General features: G+C 71.7%; 22 protein-coding genes. 7 read left to right on the top strand and 15 right to left on the bottom strand.

What is annotated here, in order from left to right:
* Window positions 1-344: 344 nt before the first annotated feature.
* The 6 genes from MT346_RS00110 to aceE all read right to left on the bottom strand — a co-directional run bounded on the left by MT346_RS00110 (window position 345) and on the right by aceE (window position 8,100).
* Window positions 345-1,589, bottom strand: a complete 1,245-nt coding sequence (locus MT346_RS00110) for a beta-ketoacyl synthase (RefSeq protein ID WP_243560509.1) — start codon at window positions 1,587-1,589, stop codon at window positions 345-347.
* A 93-nt stretch (window positions 1,590-1,682) separates the two neighbouring features.
* A complete protein-coding gene (locus MT346_RS00105) occupies window positions 1,683-1,931 on the bottom strand; it encodes an acyl carrier protein (RefSeq protein ID WP_056125310.1) in 249 nt (82 codons plus the stop codon).
* A gap of 105 nt (window positions 1,932-2,036) precedes the next feature.
* Entirely contained in the window at window positions 2,037-2,990 is a 954-nt protein-coding gene (locus MT346_RS00100; protein ID WP_243561060.1) for a beta-ketoacyl-ACP synthase III, read from the bottom strand.
* Window positions 2,991-3,094: 104 nt separating this feature from the next.
* Window positions 3,095-4,042, bottom strand: coding sequence for an ACP S-malonyltransferase (locus tag MT346_RS00095; RefSeq protein ID WP_243560508.1), 948 nt, complete (start codon window positions 4,040-4,042; stop codon window positions 3,095-3,097).
* Between the two features lie 78 nt (window positions 4,043-4,120).
* Window positions 4,121-5,347, bottom strand: a complete 1,227-nt coding sequence (locus MT346_RS00090; RefSeq protein WP_243560507.1) for a CdaR family transcriptional regulator — start codon at window positions 5,345-5,347, stop codon at window positions 4,121-4,123.
* Between the two features lie 8 nt (window positions 5,348-5,355).
* On the bottom strand, window positions 5,356-8,100 hold the full coding sequence (gene aceE / locus MT346_RS00085; RefSeq protein ID WP_243560506.1) for a pyruvate dehydrogenase (acetyl-transferring), homodimeric type: 2,745 nt from the start codon (window positions 8,098-8,100) through the stop codon (window positions 5,356-5,358).
* A 244-nt stretch (window positions 8,101-8,344) separates the two neighbouring features.
* Here aceE and MT346_RS00080 point away from each other — a divergent pair, with 244 nt between their 5' ends.
* Together MT346_RS00080 and MT346_RS00075 are read left to right on the top strand one after the other, a co-directional pair.
* Window positions 8,345-8,833, top strand: a complete 489-nt coding sequence (locus MT346_RS00080) for a peroxiredoxin (protein WP_243560505.1) — start codon at window positions 8,345-8,347, stop codon at window positions 8,831-8,833.
* Between the two features lie 67 nt (window positions 8,834-8,900).
* Entirely contained in the window at window positions 8,901-9,896 is a 996-nt protein-coding gene (locus MT346_RS00075) for an alpha/beta fold hydrolase (protein ID WP_243560504.1), read from the top strand.
* Here MT346_RS00075 and MT346_RS00070 read toward each other — a convergent pair.
* The 7 genes from MT346_RS00070 to MT346_RS00040 form a co-directional block, all read right to left on the bottom strand.
* Window positions 9,832-10,371 (bottom strand): hypothetical protein, encoded by a 540-nt coding sequence (locus MT346_RS00070; protein ID WP_243560503.1) that lies wholly within the window; start codon window positions 10,369-10,371, stop codon window positions 9,832-9,834. The genes MT346_RS00075 and MT346_RS00070 overlap by 65 nt on opposite strands.
* 17 nt (window positions 10,372-10,388) lie before the next feature.
* Window positions 10,389-11,975, bottom strand: coding sequence for an alpha/beta fold hydrolase (locus tag MT346_RS00065; protein WP_243560502.1), 1,587 nt, complete (start codon window positions 11,973-11,975; stop codon window positions 10,389-10,391).
* Window positions 11,972-12,928 carry an amino acid--[acyl-carrier-protein] ligase gene (locus tag MT346_RS00060; protein ID WP_243560501.1) on the bottom strand — a complete coding sequence of 319 codons (957 nt, stop codon included), beginning with the start codon at window positions 12,926-12,928 and terminating at the stop codon, window positions 11,972-11,974. Before MT346_RS00060 ends, MT346_RS00065 begins: the two co-directional genes overlap by 4 nt.
* Complete coding sequence (locus MT346_RS00055; protein WP_243560500.1) at window positions 12,925-14,163, bottom strand: acyl-CoA dehydrogenase family protein; 1,239 nt, start codon at window positions 14,161-14,163, stop codon at window positions 12,925-12,927. The genes MT346_RS00060 and MT346_RS00055 overlap by 4 nt, the downstream gene beginning before the upstream one ends.
* The gene (locus tag MT346_RS00050) at window positions 14,160-14,450 is read right to left on the bottom strand and encodes an acyl carrier protein (protein ID WP_243560499.1); all 291 of its coding nucleotides are present in this window, start codon (window positions 14,448-14,450) and stop codon (window positions 14,160-14,162) included. Before MT346_RS00050 ends, MT346_RS00055 begins: the two co-directional genes overlap by 4 nt.
* Window positions 14,451-14,564: 114 nt before the next feature.
* Entirely contained in the window at window positions 14,565-14,942 is a 378-nt protein-coding gene (locus MT346_RS00045) for a holo-ACP synthase (RefSeq protein WP_243560498.1), read from the bottom strand.
* Between the two features lie 47 nt (window positions 14,943-14,989).
* Window positions 14,990-15,961, bottom strand: a complete 972-nt coding sequence (locus tag MT346_RS00040; protein ID WP_243560497.1) for a squalene cyclase — start codon at window positions 15,959-15,961, stop codon at window positions 14,990-14,992.
* A gap of 188 nt (window positions 15,962-16,149) precedes the next feature.
* Here MT346_RS00040 and MT346_RS00035 point away from each other — a divergent pair, with 188 nt between their 5' ends.
* Window positions 16,150-18,048 (top strand): ABC transporter ATP-binding protein, encoded by a 1,899-nt coding sequence (locus MT346_RS00035; protein WP_243560496.1) that lies wholly within the window; start codon window positions 16,150-16,152, stop codon window positions 18,046-18,048.
* Window positions 18,049-18,093: 45 nt separating this feature from the next.
* On the opposite strand, the gene MT346_RS00030 is transcribed toward MT346_RS00035, so the two are convergent.
* Window positions 18,094-19,365 (bottom strand): NAD(P)/FAD-dependent oxidoreductase, encoded by a 1,272-nt coding sequence (locus MT346_RS00030; protein WP_243560495.1) that lies wholly within the window; start codon window positions 19,363-19,365, stop codon window positions 18,094-18,096.
* Between the two features lie 86 nt (window positions 19,366-19,451).
* Between MT346_RS00030 and MT346_RS00025 the strand changes: the two genes are divergently transcribed.
* A complete protein-coding gene (locus tag MT346_RS00025; protein ID WP_243560494.1) occupies window positions 19,452-20,021 on the top strand; it encodes a TetR/AcrR family transcriptional regulator in 570 nt (189 codons plus the stop codon).
* 122 nt (window positions 20,022-20,143) lie between these two features.
* Here MT346_RS00025 and MT346_RS00020 read toward each other — a convergent pair whose 3' ends face one another.
* Entirely contained in the window at window positions 20,144-20,881 is a 738-nt protein-coding gene (locus tag MT346_RS00020) for an SDR family NAD(P)-dependent oxidoreductase (protein WP_243560493.1), read from the bottom strand.
* A 58-nt stretch (window positions 20,882-20,939) separates the two neighbouring features.
* On the opposite strand from MT346_RS00020, the gene MT346_RS00015 reads away from it, so the two are divergent.
* The 3 genes from MT346_RS00015 to MT346_RS00005 all read left to right on the top strand — a co-directional run bounded on the left by MT346_RS00015 (window position 20,940) and on the right by MT346_RS00005 (window position 25,628).
* Window positions 20,940-21,425 (top strand): MarR family winged helix-turn-helix transcriptional regulator, encoded by a 486-nt coding sequence (locus MT346_RS00015; RefSeq protein WP_243560492.1) that lies wholly within the window; start codon window positions 20,940-20,942, stop codon window positions 21,423-21,425.
* Between the two features lie 80 nt (window positions 21,426-21,505).
* Window positions 21,506-22,153 (top strand): 4'-phosphopantetheinyl transferase, encoded by a 648-nt coding sequence (locus MT346_RS00010; RefSeq protein ID WP_243560491.1) that lies wholly within the window; start codon window positions 21,506-21,508, stop codon window positions 22,151-22,153.
* A gap of 22 nt (window positions 22,154-22,175) precedes the next feature.
* Window positions 22,176-25,628, top strand: coding sequence for a thioester reductase domain-containing protein (locus MT346_RS00005; protein WP_243560490.1), 3,453 nt, complete (start codon window positions 22,176-22,178; stop codon window positions 25,626-25,628).
* The last annotated feature ends 128 nt before the right edge of the window (window positions 25,629-25,756 follow it).

The raw sequence follows: 25,756 nt of genomic DNA, 5'->3' as shown, positions 1-25,756 counted from the left end.
GTGCTCGGGACCGACGCTGGGCCCGGGCCGTGTGGCCGGGGCCGCGGTCGGTGCCGAGTCGGTGTGGCGGAGGCACCCCGGGCCTCCTTTCCGACCTGACTGGTCACGACTCCCCGCTGCCGGTTCGCTCACTGGTCGCGTTCTGTCGCTCGTCCCGCCCCCGACCGACGGTACGTGACCACTCGGCGCACGTGAGCGGGGTGTTGCGACCAGTCGGCAGGGCTGAGCAGGGCACGGGGAACGGGGAACGCGGAACGCCGAACGGGGAACGGCGACCAAGCGACGCGGAACGGGCACGGCGCCACGCGATCGCGTGGCGCCGTGCCCGTGGCGGGACGACCGTGTCAGGCGGAGCGGAACGCGACGACCGCGTTGTGCCCACCGAAGCCGAACGAGTTGCTCAGCGCGAGCAGGTCGCCCGCCGGCAGCTCGCGCGCGGACGTGGCGACGTCCATGACGATCTCCGGGTCCTGCTCGGTCAGGTTGATCGTCGGCGGGGCGACCCGGTTGTGCAGGGCCAGGACCGTGAACGCGGCTTCGAGCGCGCCGGCACCGCCGAGCAGGTGCCCGGTGGACGCCTTGGTGGCGGAGACGACGACCGAGTCCAGGTGGTCGCCGAACACGCGGCGCATGGCGTGGTACTCGGCGATGTCCCCGACCGGGGTCGACGTGGCATGGGCGTTGACGTGCGCGACGTCCTGGATGGCGGCACCGGCGTGCTCGAGTGCCATCAGGACGGCACGGGCGGCCGCGCTGCCCTCGGGGTCGGGCGCCGTGATGTGGAACGCGTCCGAGGTGATGCCGGCACCGGCGACCTCGGCGTAGATGGTCGCGCCGCGGGCCTCGGCGTGTTCCTTCGTCTCGAGGATCAGCGCCGCGGCGCCGTCGGCGAGCACGAAGCCGTCGCGCGTGACGTCGTACGGACGCGACGCGGTCTCGGGGGAGTCGTTGCGACGCGACAGCGCCTGCATCGCGGCGAACGACGCCAACGGCATCGGGTGCAGCGCGGCTTCGGCACCACCGGCGATGACGATGTCGGCTTCGCCGGTCGCGACGTGGCGGTAGGCCTCGGCCAGCGACTCGGTCGAGGACGCGCAGGCCGACAGGTACGTGCGGGCACCGCCACGGGCGCCGAACTCCATCTCGATGGCCGCGGCCGGACCGTTGGCCATGAGCATCGGCACGGTCATCGGCAGGACGCGGCGCGGACCCTTCTCACGCAGGGTGTCCCAGGCGTCGAGCAGGGTGTTCACCCCGCCGATGCCGGTGGCCCAGTCGACGATCAGCCGCTCGGGCACGACGGTGGCGTTGTCGATGCCGGCATCAGCCCAGGCTTCGCGCGCGGCGATGAGCGAGAGCTGCGACGACGGGTCGAGGCGCTTGGTCTCGGGTCGGGTGAGCTGGTCGGTGATCCAGTGGCGGGCCTGGCCGGCGAACTCGACCGGGAGTTCGAGGGCGGCGAAGCGCGGGTCCTCGATCTTGGTGATGCCGGACTTGCCCGCGAGCAGGGCGTCCCAGGTCTCCGAGGCGGTCGCAGCAAGGGGGGAGATCGCACCGATCCCGGTGACGACGACGGTCTTGTTGGTCATGGAACGACTGGTTTCTGCTGAGGTGGACATGGTGAGCGCCGCGGCCCGGGACCGATCAGGTCAGGCCGGACCACGGCGCTCGGGAAGTTCGTGTCAGGCCTGGGCCTTGACGATGAAGTCGACGGCGTCACCGACGGTCTTGAGGTTCTTGACCTCTTCGTCGGGGATCTTGACGTCGAACTTCTCTTCGGCGTTGACGACGATGGTCATCATCGAGATCGAGTCGATGTCGAGGTCATCGGTGAACGACTTGTCGGCCTGCACCGTGTCGGTCGCGATGCCGGTCTCGTCGTTGATCAGCTCGGCCAGGCCGGCGAGGACTTCTTCGTTGGACAGGGCCATGATGGTGTCTCCTTGAGGGGGGTGTCGTTTGACCGTGGACCAGCCTAGGGCACGGGGTGGTTCCGCGCCCGCCGCCGGGCGGCTCTGTGGGAAGTCGAGCGCGTCCTAGGGCAGGACGACCACCTGCGCACCGAACACGAGTCCGGCGCCGAACCCGATCTGCAGGGCGAGGCCGCCCGACAGGTCCGGGTGCTCCTCGAGCAGGCGGTGCGTCGCGAGCGGGATGCTCGCGGCGGAGGTGTTGCCCGTCGTCGTGATGTCGCGGGCGATCATCACGGTGTCGGGGATGCCGAGCTGCTTGGCGAACTCGTCGATGATGCGGATGTTCGCCTGGTGCGGCACGAACGCCGCGAGCTGGTCGGGGCGGACCCCGGCTGCCTCGAGTGCTTCGCGTGCCACCTTGACCATCTCCCAGACGGCCCAGCGGAACACGGTCTGTCCGGCCTGCCGCATGGTCGGACGCGGGGCGCCGGCGGCCCACTCGTTGTACGTCGCGGTCATGCCGATGGCGTCCCACTTCGAGCCGTCGGATCCCCAGATGGTCGGACCGATGCCGGGGAAGTCGCTCGGGCCGACGATCGCGGCGCCGGCACCGTCGCCGAGCAGGAACGAGATCGACCGGTCGGTCGGGTCGACGACGTCGCTGAGCTTCTCGGCGCCGACGACCAGCACGTGGTCGGCGATGCCGGACTTGACGAACGAGTCCGCCTGGGCGATGCCGTATGCGTACCCGGCGCACGCGGCGCTGATGTCGTAGGCGGCGGCCGGCGTGGCGCCGATGCGTTCCGCGAGCAACGACGCCATCGACGGCGTGGCGACGGTGTGCGTGACGGTGCTGACGAGCACGACGCCGATCTGCTCGGGCGCGATGCCGGCCGTGGCGATCGCCTCGAGCGCGGCGGCCTGGGCCAGGTCCACGGCATCGACGTCCGCGCCCGCTCGCTTGCGGGTGACGATGCCGGTGCGCTGGCGGATCCACTCGTCGGACGAGTCGATCGGTCCGATCAGGTCGTCGTTCGGCACGGTGTGGTCACCGCGCGCGGCACCGAAGCCCAGGATGCGGCTGAACTCGTGGCCGCGGCGCTGCGTGAGGACCGGTCGGCCTGAGGTGGTCGCGTCGGCCTGGAGGCTCGTGGCCGGGCCGTCGTCGTTGGTTGCGTCCGTCACGCGGTCACCTCGGTGGTCTCGGCGCGCTGGGCGCGCTGCAGCAGTTCGATCGCGGCCGGCAGGTCGTCGGGCGACTTGATCGCGACCGTGGCGGTGCCACGCAGGCCGCGCTTGGCCAGCCCGACGAGCGCGCCGGCCGGAGCGAGTTCGATGATCCCGGAGACGCCGGCCTGCTGGAACGACGCCATGACGGCGTCCCAGTGCACGGGGCTGGCGATCTGACGCACCATCAGGTCCACGAACTGCCGACCGTCGTCCACACGGGACCCGTCGGCGTTCGTCCAGACGGGCAGGGTGGGGTCGGTGACCACGGTCCGGGCGGCCACGGGGGCGACCCGGTCGACCGCGGACGCCATGTACCGGGTGTGGAAGGCACCGGCGACGGCGAGCGGCACGACACGGGCCTTGGCCGGGGGATCGGCAGCGAGCGCGGCGATCGCCTCGGCGGTGCCGGCGACGACGGTCTGGCCGCCGCCGTTGTGGTTCGCGGGGACCAGCCCGTGGGCGTCCAGCGCCTGCGCGAGCGTCTCCGGGTCACCGCCGAGGACCGCGGCCATCGACGTCGGTTCGAGCGCGGCGGCGTCAGCCATCGCGCGACCCCGCTCGGCGACCAGCGCGACGGCGTCCGTCGGCTGCAGCACCCCGGCGACGGCCGCGGCGGTGAACTCGCCGACCGAGTGTCCGGCGACGCCGCCGACCAGGGCGCGTCGGCCGTCGGCCAGCAGCGCGTCGGCGGTGATGATCCCCGCCGCGACGATGAGCGGCTGCGCCAGGGCGGTGTCCTTGATCGTGTCGGCGTCCGACTCGGTGCCGTGGTGGGCCAGGTCGACGCCGATCGCCTCGGACCACTGTCCGATGCGTTCGCGGACGGTGGCGTCCTCGAGCCAGGGCGCGAGGAAGCCGGGGGTCTGGGAGCCCTGTCCGGGCGCGACGACGACGATCACCGGACAATCCTGTCTGGCGTGTCGATCAACACCCGTGTGGACTCCCGACACAGATCGGGCCGCGACATTGTGGGACCCCTACCGGCGGACGGGGCGCCGGCGGCCGGATGCCGACTCGGACATCGCGCCGAGGATGAGCGCCGACTGCACGATCAGGGCGTCGCGGGCATGGGTGGCGTCCCAGCCGATGATGTCCGCGACGCGGCGCAGACGGTACCGCACGGTGTTCGGGTGCACGAAGAGCTCGCGCGCGGTGGCCTCGAGCGAGCGGCCGGTGTCCAGGTAGCACCAGAGCGTCTGCAGCAGCTCGGTGGACTGGTCCTTGAGCGGGACGTAGATGCGCTGGACCAGTGCCGACCGGGCGAGCGGGTCGCCGGCCAGGGCACGCTCGGGCAGCAGGTCGTCGGCCAGTGCCGGTCGGGGCGCGCCGCGCCAGGCGCGTGCGACGGCGAACCCGGCGAGTGCCGCCTTGGCCGAGGTCGACGCGTCGACGACGCCCGAGACCTCGTTGCCGAGCACCAGGTGGCCCTCGCCGAACAGGGGTTCGAGGGCCTGCGCGATGGCCATGAACGACACGGGTTCTTCGCCGTCGGGGACGTCGTCGCGCGGGGTCGACCGGCCGATCACCACGACGAGCCGTGATCCCTGCACGCCGATGAGCACGTCGGCGTCCATGTGCCGGGCGCTGCGCCGGACCTGGTCGACCTCGAGCTGCTTCGGTGCGGTGCCGACCAGCACCGCGACCTCGCCATGTCCGTGCCAGCCGAGCGCGGCGATCCGGGACGGCAGTTCGTCGTCGTACTCGCCGGACAGGATCGAGTCGACGACCAGTGCCTCGAGCCGGGCGTCCCAGAGCCCACGGGCCTCGGCGGCACGCGCGTAGACGTCGGCGGCCGCGAACGCGATGTCGCGCGAGTACTTCAGGATGGCTTCCTGCAGCATCTCGTCGTCGTTGGCGCGCTCTTCCACCACGGTGACCACGACGCGGATGAGCTGCAGGGTCTGCTGCAGGCTCACCGAACGCAGCAGTTCGCGCGGCGCCGACCCGAAGACGTCGGCGGCGGCGATCCACGGCGTCGACGCACTGCCCTCGAGCCACGAGATGAACGACGTGATGCCGGCCTGCGCCACCATGCCGACGGCGGACCGGCGACCGGGTGGCATCTCGCTGTACCAGGGGAGCGTGTCCTCGAGCCGCTTGATGGTGGCCGTCGAGAGTTCGCCCGACACCTGCCGGAGCCAGGAGAGCGCGCGTTCGCGATCGTTCTGCTGGCCCGCGGCAGGGTCGGTGCGGGGTGTCGTCACAGGCAGTGTCAGCTCTCGCCGCCGGCGCTGCCCGTGGTGCCGGCGGTCACGTCGTGCAGGCGGTACTTGTCGATCGCCTGCTGGACGAGGGAACCGTCGACCTTGTTCTGGCGCGCCAGCTGCTGCAGCGTCCGCACGACGACCGAGGGGCCGTCGATGTGGAAGAAGCGGCGAGCGGCCGGACGGGTGTCCGAGAACCCGAAGCCGTCGGCGCCGAGCGTGGCGTAGTCGGTCGGCACGAACGGGCGGATCTGCTCCTGCACCTGGTGCATGAAGTCGCTGACGGCGACGACCGGCCCCTCGGTGCCGAGCAGACGCTCGGTGACGTACGGCGTGCGCGGCTGCTCGTTCGGGTTGAGGAACGCGTGCTGCTCGGCCGCGAGACCGTCGCGGTAGAGCTCGCCCCAGCTCGTGACGCTCCACACGTCGGCGGACACGCCCCAGTCCTCGGCCAGCAGCTGCTGCGCCTCGAGGATCCACGGCACGGCGACACCCGACGCCAGCAGCTGGGCCTTGGGGCCGTCGTGCTCACTCGCCTTGAGCAGGTACATGCCCTTGACGATGCCGTCGACGTCGATGCCCTCGGGCTCGGCCGGCTGGACGATCGGCTCGTTGTAGACCGTCAGGTAGTACATGACGTTCGGGTCGGCGTGCTTCGGCGAGCCGTCCTCGTTCGTGCCGTACATCCGGTCGAGGCCGGCCTGCACGATGTGCCCGATCTCGTAGCCGTACGCGGGGTCGTAGGACACCACCGCCGGGTTCGTCGTCGCGAGGAGCAGCGAGTGTCCGTCGGCGTGCTGCAGGCCCTCACCGGTCAGGGTGGTGCGACCCGCGGTGGCGCCGATCATGAACCCACGGGTCATCTGGTCGCCGGCGGCCCAGATCGCGTCGCCGGTGCGCTGGAACCCGAACATCGAGTAGAAGACGTAGACCGGGATGAGTGGTTCGCCCTGCGTCGAGTACGAGGTGCCGACCGCGGTGAACGCGGCCATGGCGCCGGCTTCGTTGATGCCGACGTGGATGATCTGGCCCTGCGGGCTCTCCTTGTAGGCCAGCAGGAGCTCACGGTCCACCGAGGTGTAGTGCTGCCCGTTCGGGTTGTAGATCTTCGCCGTCGGGAAGTACGCGTCCATGCCGAAGGTGCGCGCTTCGTCGGGGATGATCGGCACCACGCGGTTGCCGAAGTCCGGGGAGCGGAGCAGGTCCTTGAGCAGGCGTGCGAACGCCATGGTCGTGGCGATCTCCTGCTTGCCGGAGCCCTTCTTGACGACCTGGTACTTGGCGTCGTCCGGCAGAGTGATCGACGTGTACTTGGTCCGGCGTTCCGGCACGTACCCACCGAGGGCCCGACGGCGCTCGTGCATGTACTGGATCGCCTCGTCGTCGTGACCGGGGTGGTAGTACGGCGGCGTGTAGGGGTTCTCCTCGAGCTGCGCGTCGGAGATCGGGATGCGCATCTCGTCGCGGAACTGCTTGAGGTTGTCGAGCGTGAGCTTCTTCATCTGGTGGGTCGCGTTGCGGCCCTCGAAGCTCGGGCCCAGGCCGTAGCCCTTGACGGTCTTGGCGAGGATGACGGTCGGCTGGCCCTTGTGCTCGGTCGCCGCCTTGAACGCCGCGTAGACCTTGCGGTAGTCGTGGCCACCGCGCTTGAGGTTCCAGATCTGGTCGTCGGTGTAGTCCTTGACCAGCTCGAGCGCCTTCGGGTCGCGCCCGAAGAAGTTCTCGCGGACGTAGGCGCCGTTCTCGGCCTTGTACGTCTGGTAGTCGCCGTCCGGCGTCTGGTTCATCAGGTTGAGGAGCGCGCCCTCGGTGTCGCGGGCGAGCAGGTCGTCCCACTCGCGGCCCCAGACGACCTTGATGACGTTCCAGCCCGCACCGCGGAAGAACGCCTCGAGTTCCTGGATGATCTTGCCGTTGCCGCGCACCGGTCCGTCGAGTCGCTGCAGGTTGCAGTTGATGACGAAGTTCAGGTTGTCGAGGCCGTCGTTGGCCGCGACCTGCAGCTGGCCGCGGGACTCGACCTCGTCCATCTCGCCGTCACCCAGGAACGCCCAGACCTGCTGGTCCATGGCGTCCTTGATGCCGCGGTTGGACAGGTACTTGGCCTGCTGCGCCTGGTAGATCGCGTTGATCGGGCCGATGCCCATCGACACGGTCGGGAACTGCCAGAAGTGGGGCATGAGCCGCGGGTGCGGGTACGACGACAGGCCGCCGCCGGCGTGCGACTGCTCTTGACGGAAGCCGTCGAGCTGGTCCTCGCCGAGGCGCCCTTCCATGTAGGCGCGGGCGTACATGCCGGGGGAGGCGTGGCCCTGGAAGAAGACCTGGTCGCCGCCGGACGGGTGGTCCTGCGCGCGGAAGAAGTGGTTGTAGCCGACCTCGTACATGGCGGCGCTCGACGCGTACGTCGAGATGTGGCCACCGACCGCGATGCCGGGGCGCTGCGCGCGGTGCACCGTGATGGCCGCGTTCCAGCGGATCCACCGGCGGTAGCGGCGCTCGAGCTCTTCGTCCCCGGGGAACTCGGGCTCGTTCTCCGGCGCGATCGTGTTGACGTAGTCCGTCGTCGGGACCATCGGCACGCCGAGGTGCAGCTCGTTCGAGCGCTTCAGCAGGCTCTGCATGATCTCGCGGGCCCGCTGGTGGCCGTGCGTCGCGACGAGTCCGTCGAGCGATTCACGCCACTCTGCGGTCTCTTCCGGGTCCTGGTCGGTCCCTGCGATGCTGCGCGGGTCCTGGTCGTTCACCGTCACCCTTGACCTCGTTCGTTCTCGTGGTGGTGGACATGTGTGGTCCACCGATCGATCGGGTCGCGACCGGCGGTGGGGCCGCCGTCCACTCTAGGCCCCACCACCGACCAGTCACCTGATGAGACGCATCCCGAGCACCGCTTGCATTCGCGTGTCGTCGGCGTACGATTGCCGATCGTGCCCACGCGAACCCGCGGGGGCGTGGATCGACGGGCACACCCGCAGCCCGAGGAAGCAGTACGCACCGATGGCACTGGAGATCGGCTCACTCGCGCCGGACTTCGAGCTCCCGAACCAGTTCGGCGAGCACGTCCGCCTCAGCGACTTCCGCGGTACCCGCCCGGTCGCCCTCGTCTTCTTCCCGCTGGCGTTCTCGTCGACGTGCACGACCGAGCTCTGCGACCTGCGCGACAACATCGCGATGTTCCAGGACAACCGCATCGAGCTCATCGGCATCTCGGTCGACTCCAAGGCCACGCTCCGCTCGTTCGCCGACCAGAACGGCTACGACTTCGAGCTGCTGGCGGACTTCTGGCCGCACGGCGCCGTCGCCAAGGAGTACGGCGTGTTCCTCGAGCACAAGGGCTTCGCGAACCGCGCCACGTTCGTCATCGACGTCACCGGCCGGGTCCGCGCGTCGATCATCTCCGAGCCCGGAGTGGCCCGGGACGTGACCGAGTACCGCGCAGCGCTCGACCGGCTGGCCGCCTGCACCGCTCCCGTCGCCGCCGCGTAGCCACCGCTGACGCGGTCGGTTCCGAACCCTGTGCAGGGTGTGCGGTCCGCACCGGACAGGAGGCACGGTGCACAACGTCGACGACCGGCAGCGCCGCGACGTGGTCGCCGCCACCGCGTACGCACCGTTCCCGCTGACGTCCGACCCCGGCGCGTGGTCGCTGACGCGGTCGGTCGTGGCGACCTCGTCCGGCCCGGTGGTCGTGCACGCGCGCCCCGGTGACCGCCCGGTCCTGCTGCTGCACGGCGTCGCGGGGTCGTGGACCACGTGGACGCCCCTGCTGCGGGCAGCGCACGGGTTCGGCGACCGCGGGCTGGTGCTGGTCGACCTGCCCGGGTGGGGTTCGTCCCCGGCGCCCGCGATCCCACTGGACGTCGACGACGCCGCCCGGGTGCTGACCGAGGTCCTCGACGCGCTGGGCGTGACGACCGTCGACGTCGTCGGCCACTCGATGGGCGCGTTCATCGCCCTGCACCTGGGGGTCGTGGCCCCGGAGCGGGTCAGGTCGATCGGGATCGTCTCGGGGACGACACTCGCAGCTGTCCATGCCGCCCGTCATCCACTCCGCGGGCTCCTGTCCCTGCCGGCCTTCGCCCTGCTGCGTGCCGGTCTCGCGGTGACCCGCGGCGCGGCGGTGTCGATGCTGCGTGGACTGGCGCGCGTCGGGCTGCTGCGACTGCTCGCCGCGCCGGTCTTCACGCACGTGCGGGCACTGGACCGGAGCGTGCTCGACGCCTTCGTCGACGAGTTCCGCCCCCTCGGGTTCCTCGGCGCGGCATCAGCAGCCGCCTCCTACGACACGGACCGCTGGCGCACGATCCGCTGCCCGGTGACCGCCGTGGCCGGGCGCGACGACGTGTTCGCCCGCGTCGACGACCTCGCGGCGCTGATCCGGGTGCTGCCGCACGTCCGGACCGTGCTGCTGGACGACTGCGGGCACTTCGCGCACGTCGAGCACCCGCAGGCGGTCGTCGACGCCCTCGCCGGACCCGGAGGTGTCAGTGGTACTGCGGCGGCCAGTCGAACGCCGCAGGCCGGTGCGGCGCCTGCCCGAACGTCGTGACGACGATGTCGACCTGCTCGAGGTCGCGCAGCGTGATCGACCGCGGGTTCGCGTAGAACCGGTCGCCGTCGACCCAGATCGTCACGTCGCCGTGCAGCCCACCGACGTGGTCCGGGCCCAGGGACACGCCCCACTCGTCGAAGAACTGTCCGAGTGTGAACTGCCGGCGCTCGGGGGACTCCACGTGGATGATGCCCGACGTGTCGTGCGTGTGGATCTCGGCGGCGAACTTCCGTGACTCGGAGTGCCCGATGTTTCCCGGCACCACGACGGGGTCGTCACCGTCGGTGATCGTCAGGTGTGTGTGGATGTGCTCCGCGAGCCGCTGCCCCCAGACGTCGTGCAGGCCGGCGGCCTCGGCGCGCGCGGCCAGGTCGGTCGGACGCGGCCACGGCGGAGCGCCCTGCGGTGCCGAGCACCCCGTCAGCAGCACCACGAGCGCCGCCGCCATCACCGTCACCGTCGCTCGTCGCACCCCTCGTGCCTACACGCTCAGGCGCGCACCGGGAACGTCGCCGCGACCCGTGCGCGGACTTCGGCCACCACGGCCCGCCGCATGCCGGGTGAGAACAGGGCGTGGTCGCCGCCGGGGACGTGCACCATCGTGACCGAACCCGCCCGGCCACCGGGCGCGTAGCGCTGCAGCGCGGCGGGACCGCCGAGCCGGGCGAACAGTGCCGCGTCCTCGTCGGCGGCGATGAGCACGACGTCGGTGCCGTTCGTCACGAGCGGTCGGACGTGCTCGAGCACCCCGCCGACCCGGTCGCGACGGGCGATGCGTTCGCGGACCGCCTTCGGCACGACGACGTTGTACCGGTCGCGCACCCACTGCCGCGCGGGCGAGGGGGAGTCCACCGCGCGGACCGCGTCACTGTGACTGCCGGGCTGCGCGGGACGTCGCCGGTAGTCGTTCGGGCTGATCTCGACCACGAGCCGCGGGGCCTCGGTGGCAGACCGGCCGGCCACCCAGGCGCCGGAGCACATCCCGACCAGGGCGAGTCGGTCGTGCGGGGCATCGAGCGCCGCGACGACGGCGGACTGGTCGTCCACCCACTCCTGCGCGAACAGGAAGTCGCGTTCGTCGGCCGCGACCGGGCTGCTCTCCCCGGTGCCGCGGCGGTCCACCCGCACGACACGGGCTCCGTCGCGCGCCAGTGCGCGTGCGAGGGCGACCTGGTAGTCCGATGCGCCGACACGGTGTTCGGCGCCGCCGTTGTGCAGGACGACGACGGGGGCGTCCTCGCCGACGCCGGCCGGCACGGTCTCCACCGCGAAGAGCTGGTCGGGTCCCAGCCGCACGACGTGTTCGGACACGCCGCCGTCCAGGTCGAGGACGGCTGCGACGTCGGGCGTGGACGTCGGCACCGCGGTGTCCGGTACGAGCTCGTCAACCCAGGCGACCACCGTGTCGACGGCTGCCGCGGGGATACGGGCGTGGATGCTCGTGGCGTCGAGCAGTTCGGCGCTGCCGGGGACCTGGACCACCGGGACGTCGCCCAGGCCCTTCGGCGCACGGGCACCGGGGCGCACGAGCACGAGCGTGCGGTCGGCACGCGGGCCGTGGCGCAGCGCAGCGACGGCAGCGACCTGGTCGGTGTCGAGGTCGATGCCGATCAGGGTCTCGACCCCGTCGACCGTGCGGTCGGGGCCGATCGTCATGGTCGCGAGCGCCCGCTGACGGCGGAGCCAGGCGCGGCCGGACTCCGGCGCGTCCCAGAGCACCAGGGCGTCGTCGTCCGTGGCCGCAGCCGACGCGACGAGCGCCGCCGAGGCCAGCCCGACGAAGACGACCTGCGCGATGCCGGTCGTGCGGAGCACGGCCGCCGCGTGCTGTGCGGACCGCACCAGCGCGTCGGGGTCGGTGTCGGTGTCGGAGTCCCCACGTCCGGACGGGTCGTAGCGCACCGAGGCGATGCCACGGGCCTCCAGGCGGTCTGCCAGCAGGCGCAGCGTGCGGTACGCGATCACGCCCTCCTGGCCGAGCGGGGTGCACAGGACGACGCCGGCGCGGGCCGACGGCGGCGTCTGCACCGCGACACGGACGGCCGGGGAACCCGACCACCCGTGCGTCGTGGTCACAGGTCCAGCGCGCGGCGGGCGTCGGCCGGCCACGATGCCGGGTCGGTGCCGTGCGCGGCGAAGAGGGCGATCGTGACGCGTTCCAGACCCCAGGCGACGCAGGCGCTGTGGGCGACCTGGGCGTCGGCGGTCCGGATGTCGAACGAGGTGCCGAAGTGGTCCTCGTGCAGGTTCGCCGAGCCGATCGCAGTCGGTTCGCCGGCCTCGCCGTAGACCGGGGTCACGAACTCGTACTTGAGCGACTGCTCGACCTGGTTGCGGGCGAGCATCGTGCCGACGCGGCCGAAGAACGGGTCGTTCGCGGCGACCACGTCGATCTCGAGGCCGAAGGACGTCAGCAGGTCACGGATCACGGGGATCCGGTCGTCGCGGTGCGCCCGGGCCGACGCCGGCGTCCCCACGTGCACGAACTCGTGCATGTGGAACGCCTGCAGGCGCATCGGGTCGAGCGACGGTTCGCGGCGGAACGAGTCGCCGAGGACGTCGAACGTGCGCCCCTGCTGCGGGATCGTGCCGGTCAGCGTGCCGTACAGCGGGTGGCAGACGGCGGGCGTCAGCATCAGGTCGGCGGGGTCGAGGAAGTCCTCCCACCGGTCGCCGCGCTCGCGGGCGGCCAGCAGCGCACGGTGCTTGCGGTCGTCGCCGGTGAACCCGGAGATCGACGCGGCAAGATCGGGGAACGACGCGATGTAGTCGGTGCGCTCGAACGCGGCGAGCGGCTCGACGGGCGGGAAGCGGACGACCTCGAGGTCGAGGTCCGCCATCGCGCGGACCCCGGCGGCGTCGATGCCCGCGTACACCCGCTCGAACACGGCGCTGCGCCCGTACAGGCCGGGGGAGCCGAGGTCGAAGAGCACCCGGTCGGCGAGCAGCCGCCCTCGCAGGTCCGCACGGGCGGCGTCGAGCGGGGTGCTCGTCGACCCGGTGCGGGTGGTGGGTTCCGTGATGGTCACAGGATCACTCCGGTCATGAGCGCCAGTCCGGCGTCGTTCTGCAGGAGACGGTCGTTGCTCACCATGACGGCGGCACCGTGGGCGTCTCGGAGGTGTCGGGAGATGCTCATCGGACCGGACGCGGCGTAGCCGGCGATCCCCACGATGCGCAGCGCCTTCGTGACCAGGTCGGTCACCCGTTCCGAGGCGCCGATCTTCAGCGCGTTCGCGGCGAGGGCGTACGCGCTCGACTCCAGCGCCTGCGGGTCGTCGGCGACGCCGTCGAAGCGCTCCGCGGCGTGGCGCACGGTGTCGGCGAGGGACTGCAGGTCGACCAGCAGCTCGGCCAGGCGCAGGGCGCTCGGCGGCGTGGTGCCGACCGACGCGCGGGCCTGCTTGCGGACCGCGGCCCGGGCACGCTCGGCTGCGGACGCGGCGATGCCGAGCCACACCGACGCCCACAGCACGTGGGAGACGGGGAGCACGGTCTGCGCGGAGATCGCGGCGTAGTCGTCGCGGAACACGGCGTCCGAGGTGGTCTCGGCGTCGAGCACCCACCCGTTGCTGCACGTGCCGCGCAGGCCCATGGTGTCCCACGTCGACGTCTGGGTCAGGACGGTGTCCTTCGTCCAGCACCCCACCAGGCGTTGGTCGGAACCCGCGGCGTCGGGGTCACGGCGTGCGGTGACCAGGACGACGTCGGCCTCGGTGGCGTAGGAGATCACCGGCGCGTCCTTGCGCAGGCGGATCTTCTGGACCAGGTCGTCGCGGTGCGTGCCGAGCTCGTGTGCGTCGGTCGACGTGACCGCCTCGATGGCGCAGGTGGAACGACGTGCGTCACCGCCGACGCCCTTCTCGGTCGTCGACGAAGCCACCAGGGCACCGTCGCGGACCGCTGCGACCATCGCGAGCACGCCGGCACCGTCGCCACCGTGTCGCCAGAGCGCCATGACCTGGCCCTGGTGCATCGCGAACACCATGCCGGTCGCGGCGCAGGCACGCCCGAGCTCGGTCGCGATCGTCGACAGCTCCGTCACGGTCGCGCCCTCGCCACCCAGGTCGGTCGGCACGGCTGCGGCGAGCAGGCCGTACTCGCGCATCGCGGCGATGGCCTCGCGCGGGGGACGGGCGTCGCGGTCGACCTCGTCGGCGTGCTGCGCGGCGATCGCGGCGACCGCCGCGGTGCGCTCGGCGAACCGGTCGGCGGTGACCGTCACGGGCGCCAGCACCGCGCCGTCCGCCTGCGTGATGGTCACGAGGTCGCCAGCGCGGCTGCGGCGACGATGCCGTCCACCGAGGCGAAGGTCGCGCGGTTCAGCACGCTGTCCGGGAACTCCGCGTCGAGGTCGTTCTCGACCGCGAGCATGACGTTCACCGTGGCGTGCGAGGTGAGCCCGAGCGTGTACAGGTCGGCGGTCGGTGCGACCTCCGCGGCGTCGACGGTCAGGCGTCCGTGGTCGGCGAGGGCCTGGCGGACGGCCCGTTCGACGGACGGGTCAGTGACGGCATCCGAGGTCGTTGCGGTGTTCTGGTCCTGGTGCATGGCAGCAACGATAGGGAGCGGGGTGCCTCGGGAAACCGCCGTGCGGGTGCGGGAACCCGCACTGTCGGGACGCGTCCCTGAGCGGGACCACAGGCTCGCCGGGGCCTCGGCGGATCAGCGTTGCGAGAGGGCAACGGCCGTCGCGAGCGCCAGCCCCCGTTCGTGGGACAACGAGACGTCGATGGACGAGATGCCCACCGATCCGGCCAGGTCGGCGGCTGCGCCGGAGAGCTCGACGACGGGCGCACCGTGCGCGTCGAGGACGATCGCGACGTCCTGCAACGGCACCGCGTCGGACGGCGACGGACGCAGGAGCTTGACCACCGCCTCCTTGCCGGCGAACCGCGCCGCCAGGCGCTCCGGGTCGTCCCCCGTGTCGGCACGCTCCCGCGGCGTGAACACGCGGGACAGGTAGCGCTCGCCGTGGGCGGTGATGCCCGCGCGGACGTCGTCCGCCGAGGCCAGGTCGCAGCCGGTGCGGATCTGGGTCATGGCGTCAGCGTACGGCGGCACCGTCCGGCGCGGCAGCCGGAGCAGGGTCAGGCGTCTGCCTCGTCCCACGACCGCAGCACGCGCGTTCCCGTCAGCGTGAGCCACTTCGAGGGCTGGCCGGGTGGCACGTCGACCTCGAACCACTGCCGGCCGGGTGGTCGCTCGCCCTGGGGCCAGGTGCCGTCCGGGTTCCGGGCACCCCGGACCAGCTCGACCGCGTCGGCGGCACGCGGGTCTGGTGGTGTGCCGTCCTGCAACCAGGCGGCTCGCAGGTGATCGGTCGCGCGCAGCGCCGTGAAGACCCATCGTGACGGGTACGCGAAGCGGCGCACCCACGGCCCGACGAGCTCGCCGTCGGACTTCCGGTACAGCAGTCGGCGCTCGAGCAGGTACTCGGCCCCACGGTGTCGCGCCGCGCGGAGTTCCGCGGCACGGGGGTGCGTGCCGCCGGTCAGTTGCTCGTGCTGCAGCAGCCCGTCGAGCACGTTGAGGGTGGAGTGGAACGACGACACCGTCGACCCGTCGACCCACTCGCAGTTCCACCCGCCGTCGGTGAGCTGGTGCTCGAGCACCCAGTCGGCGACGCCGTCCACGTCCGCGCCGAGCCAGGCGCCGTTGGCCAGGGTGAAGGCGTTGATGCAGCAGTCCACCTCGCCGCCCCAGTACGGCAGGTCGTCGTACTCCCATCGGCTGTTCGCGTCGAGGCGCGCCGCGGTGTCCCCGAGCACGGCGGCGTCGAGCCCCCAGTCGCGCAGCGTGTTGAGGGACCAGGTCGTCGCCGTGTACGGCTGGCCCGCCGTCCCCTCGGGTTCGGGGTCGGCGGGGAAGTACGCGCCGCCGGCCCACTGGCCGTCCGGGTCCTGGTGGGCCAGCAGCGCTGCACCGAAGCCCTCGGTCGCGACCCGCGCCCGGGTCGCCTGCCACGTCGCTGCGGGAGCACCGACCAGGTCGCGCTCGACCTGCCAGCGCAGCGCCGGGTCCGAGTCCAGCAGCCACGCGACCACCGTGTCGTCCGTCATGGCGCGCCAGACTACCCGCGGCGGGCCCCCGGCGGAACCGCGCCGCCGCCGACCCGTTGCGGACACCGGCCCGTCGGCGGCGCCGACGGCGCCGTATCCTTGCTCCCGGCTCGCCGTCACCGCGACGGAGCCCGAGCCCGGGCACCACACCGCCTGAGTGCGACCTGGTGCCCACGGAAGGAACCGCAATGAGCATGGAAGGCGTGGCCTGGAGCTCGCTCTACAAGATCTCCACCGCCCGGGACGGCAAGCACGGCATCTCCCGCGAGTCCGTTCGGCGGATCATGACGTTCGCGGTGCCCTACCGGGCCAAGCTGGTGGTCTTCATCGTCCTGTCGGTCGTGGGCGCGTTCCTGGCGGTCGCGACGCCGGTGCTCGCCGGCCAGGTGGTCGACGTCATCGCGGCCCGGGGCGCGGTCGGCACGATCGTCTGGCTGGCGGTCGTCATCGCCTTGGTCGCCGTCGCCGACGCCGCCACGTCACTGGTGACCCGCTGGTACTCGGCACGGATCGGTGAGGGCGTCATCCTCGACCTGCGCACCGCCGTGTTCAACCACGTGCAGAAGATGCCGATCGCGTTCTTCACCCGCACCCGCACCGGTGCGCTCGTCAGCCGGCTCAACAACGACGTGATCGGCGCGCAGCAGGCCTTCAGCGGCACGCTGTCCGGCGTGGTCACGAACATCGTGGCGTTGGTCCTCACCCTGGTCGTCATGCTCAGCACCTCGTGGCTCGTGACGGTGCTCGCGGTGGTCATGCTCCCCGTCTTCCTGATCCCCGCACGCCGGATGGGCAGCCGTCTCGCTGCACTGCGCCGTGAGGCCGCCGACCACAACTCGGCGATGAGCACGCAGATGACCGAGCGGTTCTCGGCACCCGGCGCCACCCTGGTCAAGCTGTTCGGCCGTCCCGACGAGGAGGCCGAGGAGTTCCGTGTCCGCGCCGCCCGCGTCCGGGACATCGGGGTCCGGAGCGCACTGCTGCAGTTCGTCTTCGTCACCGCGCTCACCCTGGTCTCCGCGCTCGCACTCGCGCTGGTCTACGGGGTCGGCGGGTCGCTCGCGCTCGGTGGCGGGCTGAACACCGGCGACGTGGTCACCCTGGCGCTGTTGCTCACCCGTCTGTACGCGCCGCTGACCAGCCTGGCGAACGCCCGGGTCGAGATCATGAGTGCCGTCGTGAGCTTCGAGCGGGTCTTCGAGGTCCTGGACCTCGAGCCGCTCATCCAGGAGAAGCCCGATGCGGGCACCGTGCCCGACGGCCCGGTCGCGGTCGAGTTCGACGACGTCCGCTTCGCCTACCCGTCAGCGGACAAGGTGTCCCTGGCGTCGCTCGAGGAGGTCTCCACTCTCGACACCCGCGGCGGCGACGAGGTGCTGCACGGGGTGTCGTTCCGGATCGAGCCCGGGCAGACCGTCGCCCTGGTCGGGACGTCCGGCGCGGGCAAGTCCACCGTCGCCCAACTGCTGTCGCGCCTGTACGACGTCGACAGCGGTGCCGTGCGTCTGGGCGGCACGGACGTCCGCGACGTCACCTTCGCCTCGATGCGGCACACGCTGGGCATGGTGACGCAGGACGGCCACCTGTTCCACGAGACGATCCTGTCGAACCTGCGCCTGGCCCGGCCCGAGGCGTCGATCGACGAGGTCTGGGACGCCGTGCGTCGTGCCCGGCTCGAGCCGCTCATCCGCTCGCTGCCGGACCAGCTCGACACGATGGTGGGGGAGCGCGGCTACCGGCTGTCCGGCGGGGAGCGCCAGCGGATGACGATCGCCCGGCTGCTGCTCGCGCAGCCGCGCGTGGTCATCCTCGACGAGGCGACCGCCGCGCTGGACTCGACGTCCGAGGCGGCGGTGCAAGCGGCACTCAGCGAGGCGCTCGAGGGCCGGACCGCGATGGTCATCGCCCACCGCCTGTCGACCATCCGCAGCGCCGACCTGATCCTGGTCGTCGAGGACGGCTCGATCGTCGAACGCGGGACGCACGAGGAACTGCTCGCCGCGGGCGGGCGGTACGAGGAGCTGCACCGCACCCAGTTCGCGGTGCAGAAGGCCGCGGCCGACGAGGCAGCGCTGACCGGGATCTGACGGTCCGGACCACGGACGGACACCAGGCATGGTGTGCGTCGGCGGTCACCGCTGGCGCTCGTGTGCGCGGTACGCGTCGGCGCCGTCCTGCCAGCGCTGGGCCTGATCGTCGAAGCCCGGGATCCCGTCGGGGTCGGGGCCACCCACCGCGTAGTGCTCGACGATCGCGTCGTTGGCGGCCCGTCCGATGCGAGCGCCCCGCTCGGTGATCCGCGTCTCGTACGCGCGGATCACGTCGTCGAGGGGTGCACCTGTGTCGACCGCCGACACGACGGCTCGGGCGAGTTCGGCACCGTCGAGCAGTGCGAGGTTGACCCCGTTCCCGCCGAAGGGTGACATGACGTGCGCCGCGTCACCCAGGAGCGTGATCCCGGCGCGGTGTCCCCAGACGGTCGGTGTCGGGAGCGCGAAGATCGGTCGGTTCGGCAGCGTCCCCTCGCTGTCGTCGATGATGCGGAGCAGCGCTGGCGCGAAGCCCGCGAAGCGTTGGCGCAGGACGCGGCGAACGCGGTCGGTGTCCGTCGTCTGGGTGCCGTTCGCGTCGACGACGCCACCGCGCCCGTCGGCCGTGCCGAGCTCGGCGGATGCGAGCCAGTCGAGCTCGGTACGCATGGAGATGTACCCGCGGATGACGTCGCCGCTGTTGCGCTGGAGCACGAGGGTCCGCCCGTCGCCGTTCGCCCACATGTGGCCGTCGCCGACGAGTGCGGCGATCTCGGGGTGCCGTTCAGAGGCGTGGGTGAACAGCGCGTCGACGAAGGTGACGCCCGTGTAGGTCGGCACCGCATCGGTGAGCGCGGCACGGACCCGCGACCATGCACCGTCCGCTCCGACGACCAGGTCGGCGGTCTCGGTCGTCCCGTCCTCGAGCGTGACCACGCCGGCGTCGCCGACCCCGGCCGTCCTGCCGGTGGAGACAGCGGTGACCCGGGTTCCCCAGCGGATCGTGCCAGGGGTCAGGGAATCGGCGAGCATCCGGCGGAGCTGTGCACGATCGATCTCCGGCGCGGCCGTCTGGTCCGCCTCCGGGACCTGCTCGACCAGGACCGTGCCGTCGGGGTCGAGCAGGCGGTGGGCCTGTCCCTCGGGTCGAGCCATCGCCGTGAACTCCCGTGTCAGCCGTGCATCCTCGATCGCGATCTGACCGCTGTCGGCATGCAGGTCGAGCGTCCCGCCCTGGTCGCGGGCATCGAGCGAGGCGTCAGCGTCGTACACGGTGACGGACAGGCCGCCGAGCTGGAGGACTCGGGCGGCGAGCAGTCCACCGGGGCCGGCCCCGACGACGGCGATGGTCGGGCTGGATCTGGGGTGTGTCATGGTCGACTCCGTTCACTGACCGAACGATCGTTCGGCAGTTGTGGACACTACTGACCGAACGATCGTTCTGCAAGTACGATGGAGGCATGGACGAGACGACGCGACGCAGGAGCGGCAGCGAGACGAAAGCGGAGATCTTGCGAGTGGCCCTCGAGCAGTTCACCGAGCGCGGGTACGAGGGCACCTCGATCCGCGACCTCGCCGTGACACTCGGCATCACGAAGTCGTCGTTGTACTACCACTTCGCCAACAAGGAGGCGATCGTCCGTGCGCTGCTGGACGGTCGGCGTGACGAGATCGACGACCTGATCGCGTGGGTCGACGAGCAGGAACCCGGCGCCGATCTGGTGCGACGGGCTGCGCTGCGGTGGGTCGAGTCCACCGGCCGCGACCGTGTGCAGGGGATGCGGTTCGCCCATGCCAACCGCCCGATCATGCAGAAACTGGCCGCCGAGGGGACCGACCGCCGGTCCTGGTTCGACGTCGTGGTCGACCGCGTGCTCCCGCAGACCACCTCGCGTGCGGAGCGGCTCCGTGCGCAGATGGCGTTCGACACCGTGAGTGCCGCGCTCTTCGCCGCGCAGGGAACTGGAGCGTCGGACGATGACGTGCTCGCCGCGGCGCGCGACGCCACGGTGCGGCTGACCGGAGCCTGACACCGAGATCCCGGAGCGACCGTCGCGGGTCGCGACCACCGACGGACGGGAGGCCCGGTGCCAGCTGGCACCGGGCCTCCCGTCCGTCACGCCCGAGACGCGCAGAGCGTCACGGGCGCCCGTCAGGCGAGTTGCTCGTCGTCCTCGAAGACCGCACCGGTCGGCCCGTCGGTGGGCAGCGTTGCCAACCGGACCGCTACGGCGGCGCCGTCGTCGGGTGTCCTCGTGCCGCGGAAGTCGTTGAAGTCCGTGGCGACGTGTCCGGGTGCTGTGCCGTTGATCTTCATCGCCGTGTGCGCGAACTCGCGGGCGTAGTGCACCGTCAGCGCGTTCAGTGCCGTCTTCGAGCTGGAGTACGCCATCGAGGGCTGCCCGACCCAGGCCCCCGGGTCACCGATGGAACCGCGTCTGCTGGTCACGTTCACCACGCGGGGTGCGTCCGAGCGTTCCAGGAGCGGCAGGAACGCGTTCATCGTCCGCACGACGGCGAACACGTTGACCTCGTACACGTTCCTGATGTCGTCGACCGTCTCCTCGGTCGGCTTCGGCAGGTGGTCCATCGGGTGGAACGTCAGCGTGTTGACGCCGGCGTTGTTCACCAGCACGTCCAGGTGACCGAACTCGCGCCCTGTGGATGCTGCGACGGCGTCGACGTCGTCCTGCCGGGTGACGTCGAGGACGACGGGGCGGACGTCGCCGTCGAGCGTGGACGCGGCTCGTCGGTCGAGCTCGATGCTCCGTGCACCGAGCAGGACCGTGAAGCCCTGCCGGGCGAGACCTCGCGCGATCGCGAGGCCGATGCCCTTGTTGCCGCCGGTCACGAGTGCGACCGGTGGTGTGGTCGTTGCTGGTGTTGTCATGGCAACAGCGTGCGCCGACTGTGTTGTCATGTCAACACCTGGTCGGTAGGCTCATCGCATGACGGCACCGCTGGACGCTCGAGAGCAACGCCTGTGGCACGCGTGGAAGGCCGCGTCCGAGCATGTCCGGCAGCGCGTCGCCGACGAGATCAAGGCCGGCACGGGGCTGTCGGACCCGGACTTCGGGATCCTGACCCGGCTGGTCGAGCTCGGCGACGGCGAGCTCCGACAGAACGATCTCGGCGCATCTATGCACTGGCACCGCAGCCGGCTCTCGCACCAGTTGACGCGGATGGAGGAGCGCGGGTTGCTCAGTCGTCACGGCGTGGACGGCGGCGTCCTCGTCCGGATCACGGCCGAGGGGTCCGAGCTGGTCGGCGCGGCCCGACCGATCCACGCTGCTGCGGTCCGTGAACACCTGCTCGCCCACACCGACGGCATCGAGCCCGCGGTGCTCCTCCATGTGCTGGAACAGCTCGCGGGGCCGGGCGTCGCGCCATTCCAGACCGACAGACGACCCGGCGCGCCGCGACCGCTCGACTGACCGGAACCCGGGGAACGTCGAGGGAGCAGGCATCTAATTGCAGGATGCAACTTCAAGGGCGATCTCCGTGGGCGGCCATCATGCCGGCTTCGGTGGTCGTCACGACCGCCGAGGTCGACCTGGAGGGCACCCTTGCCGTCGACGAGCGTGACGCGGTCGCGACCGCGCTGCCGGAGCGACGTGCCGAGTTCGTGACCGGACGCGTGCTCGGACGGCGGGCCCTTGCCGTCATGGGCCTGGGACCGGGATCGATCCCGGTCGCACGGAGCGGAGCGCCGGTCTGGCCCGCAGGGGTCGTCGGCACGATCACGCACTGCGCCGGACTGCGCGCCTGCGCCGTGGGACGACGTCAGGACCACGCCGGGATCGGTATCGACGCGACGCCCGCCCACCCCTTGCCCGAAGGGGTGCTCGCGCGGGTGGCGGACCTGCGGGACGCAACCGTCGCCGCCGGTCTCGAAGCGCTCTGGCGTTCCGGGGTTGAGAGTCCGGACAGCGTCCTGTTCGCAGCCGCCGAAGCGGTTGCGAAGGCACGGACGGCGGCGCACGGCGGCTGGTTCGGCATCGACGGTGCCGACGTCGCGCTCCGGCCCGACGGGTCGTTCACCGTTCGTGCGCGGCGCGGGCCGGTGTTCACGGGGACCGGCAGGTGGGTGCTGGATCGGGGGAGGGCTCTGGCAGGCATCGCGCTCGCCGAGCACGGAAGCCGGTGCGCAGGAGCGCGCTGACAGGAACCAGGAGAGGACGACCATGATGGGTCAGCAGCAGCACGACACGTCGATCGAGACGGTGTTCGAACAGCACGCGAACCGCCCGGCGCTGCGGCAGCGCTCCGGAGCCGCCGTCACGGACACGAGCTTCCGGCAGCTGTGGGACCGGGCCAGTGCGCTCGCAGCCGCACTCGGCGCAACCGTGTCCGCCGGGGACCGGATCGCGGTCCTGGGTGCCGCAACTGCCGACGTCATCACGCTCGACCTGGCGTCGTGGATCCTCGGCGCCGTGGGCGTTCCGTTGCAGGCGAGCGCGCCGGTCGGAGCGCTGCGGTCGATCGCCGACGAGACCGCACCGGTCTGGATCGCGGCGACCGACGAGCTGGCATCGACGGCCGCGGCGGTCGCCGCGACATCGGGCAACCCCGTGCGGACGATGCTGCTCGGAACCGGAACCGGAACCGGAACCGGAACCGGAACCGGAACCGGAGCCGGAGCCGGAGCCGGAGCCGGAGCCGGCATGGACGTGACGCTCGAGGACCTCGTCGCGCAGGGTGCGGGGATGCCGCGTCCGACACCGTGGCAGCCCGCCCCCGGCGAGGACCCGCTCGCGCTCCTGCTCTACACGTCCGGCAGCACCGGCACACCGAAGGGGGCGATGTACACGCGCTCCATGGTCGAGCGGCTGTGGCACGCGCTCCGGCCCGACCCCGTCGCGACCGCCGCCAGTGCGGTTCCCACTGACACGGACACGGACACGGACACAGAGACGGACAGCGCGACCGGGACGGCCACGGCCGCCGACGTCGTCGGGTACGCGTACCTGCCGATGAGTCACCTGACCGGCCGCGCGGCGGTGCTCGCCACCCTCGGCCGCGGCGGCACGGTCGCGCTCGCCACCTCGACCGACCTGTCGACGCTCTTCGAGGACCTCCGCGTCTTCTCGCCGACGGAGTTCGTCTTCGTGCCCCGCGTCGCGGAGATGGTCCGGCAGGAGGGCGACCGCGAGGAACAGCGCAGACTCGCAGCCGGCGGCACGGACACGGCGGCGATCCGGGACGATGTCCAGTCCGACCTGCGCGTGCGCGCGTTCGGCGGACGGATCCGACAGGCGATCTGCGCCAGCGCCCCGCTGACCCCGGAACTCCGCACGTACATCGAGCAGTGCCTCGGGACCCCGCTGCACGACCTGTACGGCTCCACCGAGGCGGGCAGCATCCTGCGGGACGGGGTCGTCCAGCAGCCTCCCGTCACCGACCACAAGCTCGTCGACGTCCCCGAACTCGGCTACCACGTCACCGACCGCCCGCACCCGCGCGGTGAACTGCTCGTCAAGAGCACCGCCGTGATCGCGGGGTACTTCCAGCGGCCCGACGTCACCGCCACGGTGTTCGACGAGGACGGCTTCTACCGGACCGGCGACATCATGGCGCAGACCGGACCCGACACGTACGAGTACCTGGACCGCCGGAACAACGTCATCAAGCTCTCCCAGGGGGAGTTCGTCGCCGTGGCCGCACTCGAAGCGACGTACGGCGGGACGCCGGAGGTGCACCAGATCGCGCTGCACGGCGACAGCCGACACGCCTTCCTGGTCGCGGTCGTCGTGCCGACGGTCGCCGGGGCGTCAGAGCGCGAGGTCCTCGCGGCCCTGCAACGCACCGCACGCGAGCACGGTCTCGCCCCGTACGAGGTGCCCCGCGGCGTGATCGTCGAACCAGAGCCCTTCACCGTCGAGAACGGCCTGCTGTCCGACGCCCGGAAGCTCCTGCGCCCGCGTCTCACGGAACGGTACGGCGACCGCTTCACCGCGCTGTACGACGCCGTCGACGCGCAGCAGAGCGGCACGCTCGTCGCCGCGCTGCGCGACCGCGCCGACGACGAGCCGACGGTCGACACCGTGGTCCGAGCGGCCCGCGAGTTCCTGGGGGCAGAAGTGCCGCCGGCGACCGCCGCCGCTGCCCGCTTCTCGGACCTCGGCGGGGACTCGCTCTCGGCGCTGACCTTCTCCGGGATCCTCGAGGACGTGTTCGACACCGACGTCCCCGTCGGCGTGATCACCGACCCGACGAACGACCTGGCCGCCGTCGCCGCGTTCGTCGAGCGCTCCGCCTCCGACGACCGGCCGACCGTGACCCGCGTGCACGGTGCCAGCCCGTCGACGCTCCACGCCAGCGACCTGCGGCTCGAGCGGATGCTCGGCGGCGCACCGACACCGGTCGCCCGCGCCACGGCAGCGCCGTCGCGACTCCGCACCGTCCTGCTCACCGGAGCCAACGGCTACCTCGGCCGGTTCATGGCCATCGACTGGCTCGAACGACTCGCCCCGGTCGGGGGAACGCTGGTGTGCATCGTGCGTGGCGCGGACGATGCCGACGCCCGGCGCCGCCTGTCGGCCGCGTTCGATGCCGATCCGGCGTTCGCCGCGCGCTTCGCCGACCTGTCGGGGTCGCTCGAGGTGCTGGCCGGCGACGTCAGCGAACACCACCTCGGCCTCGACGACCAGCGGTGGCTCGACCTGGCCGCCCGCGTGGACCTGGTCGCACACGCCGCCGCCCTGGTGAACCACGTCCTGCCGTACCCGGCCCTGTTCGGCCCGAACGTCGTCGGCACCGCCGAGGTCATCCGTCTGGCGGTCGCAGCCGGCAGCGTGCCGGTCACCTTCGTCTCGAGCGTCGCCGTCGCGGGCGGTGCACGAGGCACCGCTTCCGTCGACGCCGACCCGTCCGCACCCGGCGCACTCGACGAGGACGCCGACATCCGCACGACCATCCCCGAGTGGACCGTCGCCGACGAGTACGCCAACGGGTACGGCGCCAGCAAGTGGGCGAGCGAGGTGCTGCTGCACGACGCCCACGAGCAGTACGGCGTCCCCGTGGCCGTGTTCCGCTCGGACATGGTGCTGGCGCACCCGCGCTGGCGCGGCCAGGTGAACCTGCCCGACGTCTTCACGCGGCTGATCTGGAGCGTGCTGACCACCGGGCTGGCACCGGGGTCGTTCGTCCGGCTCGGCGCGGACGGTGAGCGGCTGCCGTCCCACTACGACGGACTGCCCGCCGACTTCACGGCCGCAGCGATCAACGAGATCGGCGCGTCCGTCGCCCGGGGGCACCACACGTTCAACGTCGTGAACCCGCACGACGACGGTGTCTCGCTCGACACCTTCGTCGACTGGCTCATCGACGACGGGCACGACATCGAGCGCGTCCCCGATCACGGGCAGTGGCTGGACCGATTCCGCCAGGCACTGGACGCGCTGCCCGACGACGACCGGGCGCGTTCGGTCCTGCCGCTCCTGCACGCCTTCGCCGCGCCCGAGGAACCGCATGCCGGCTCGTCCGTGCCCGCCCACGCGTTCTCCGAGGCCGTGCGGTCGGTCCGTCCACTGGGTGCGCCGGACATCCCGTCCCTCGACCGCGCACTCATCACGAAGGTCGCGGACGACCTCGCGTTCCTGGGGCTCGTCCGGCCGACACCGGTGGATGCTGCCTGACCCGAGCGGACGAGCGCGCTGCGGTGGTCCGGACCACCGCCGGACGGGTGGCGCGGTGGCCGCTGGCGCCGCGCCTCCCGTCCGCCGTGCACGGTCTCACCGCTACCAACCCACGTCGATCGTGGCGA

Source organism: Curtobacterium sp. VKM Ac-2922 (assembly GCF_022815645.1).
Lineage (GTDB): Bacteria > Actinomycetota > Actinomycetes > Actinomycetales > Microbacteriaceae > Curtobacterium.
The sequence above is the reverse complement of the archived record's forward strand: the minus strand, read 5'-3'. Positions and strand labels throughout refer to the sequence as shown.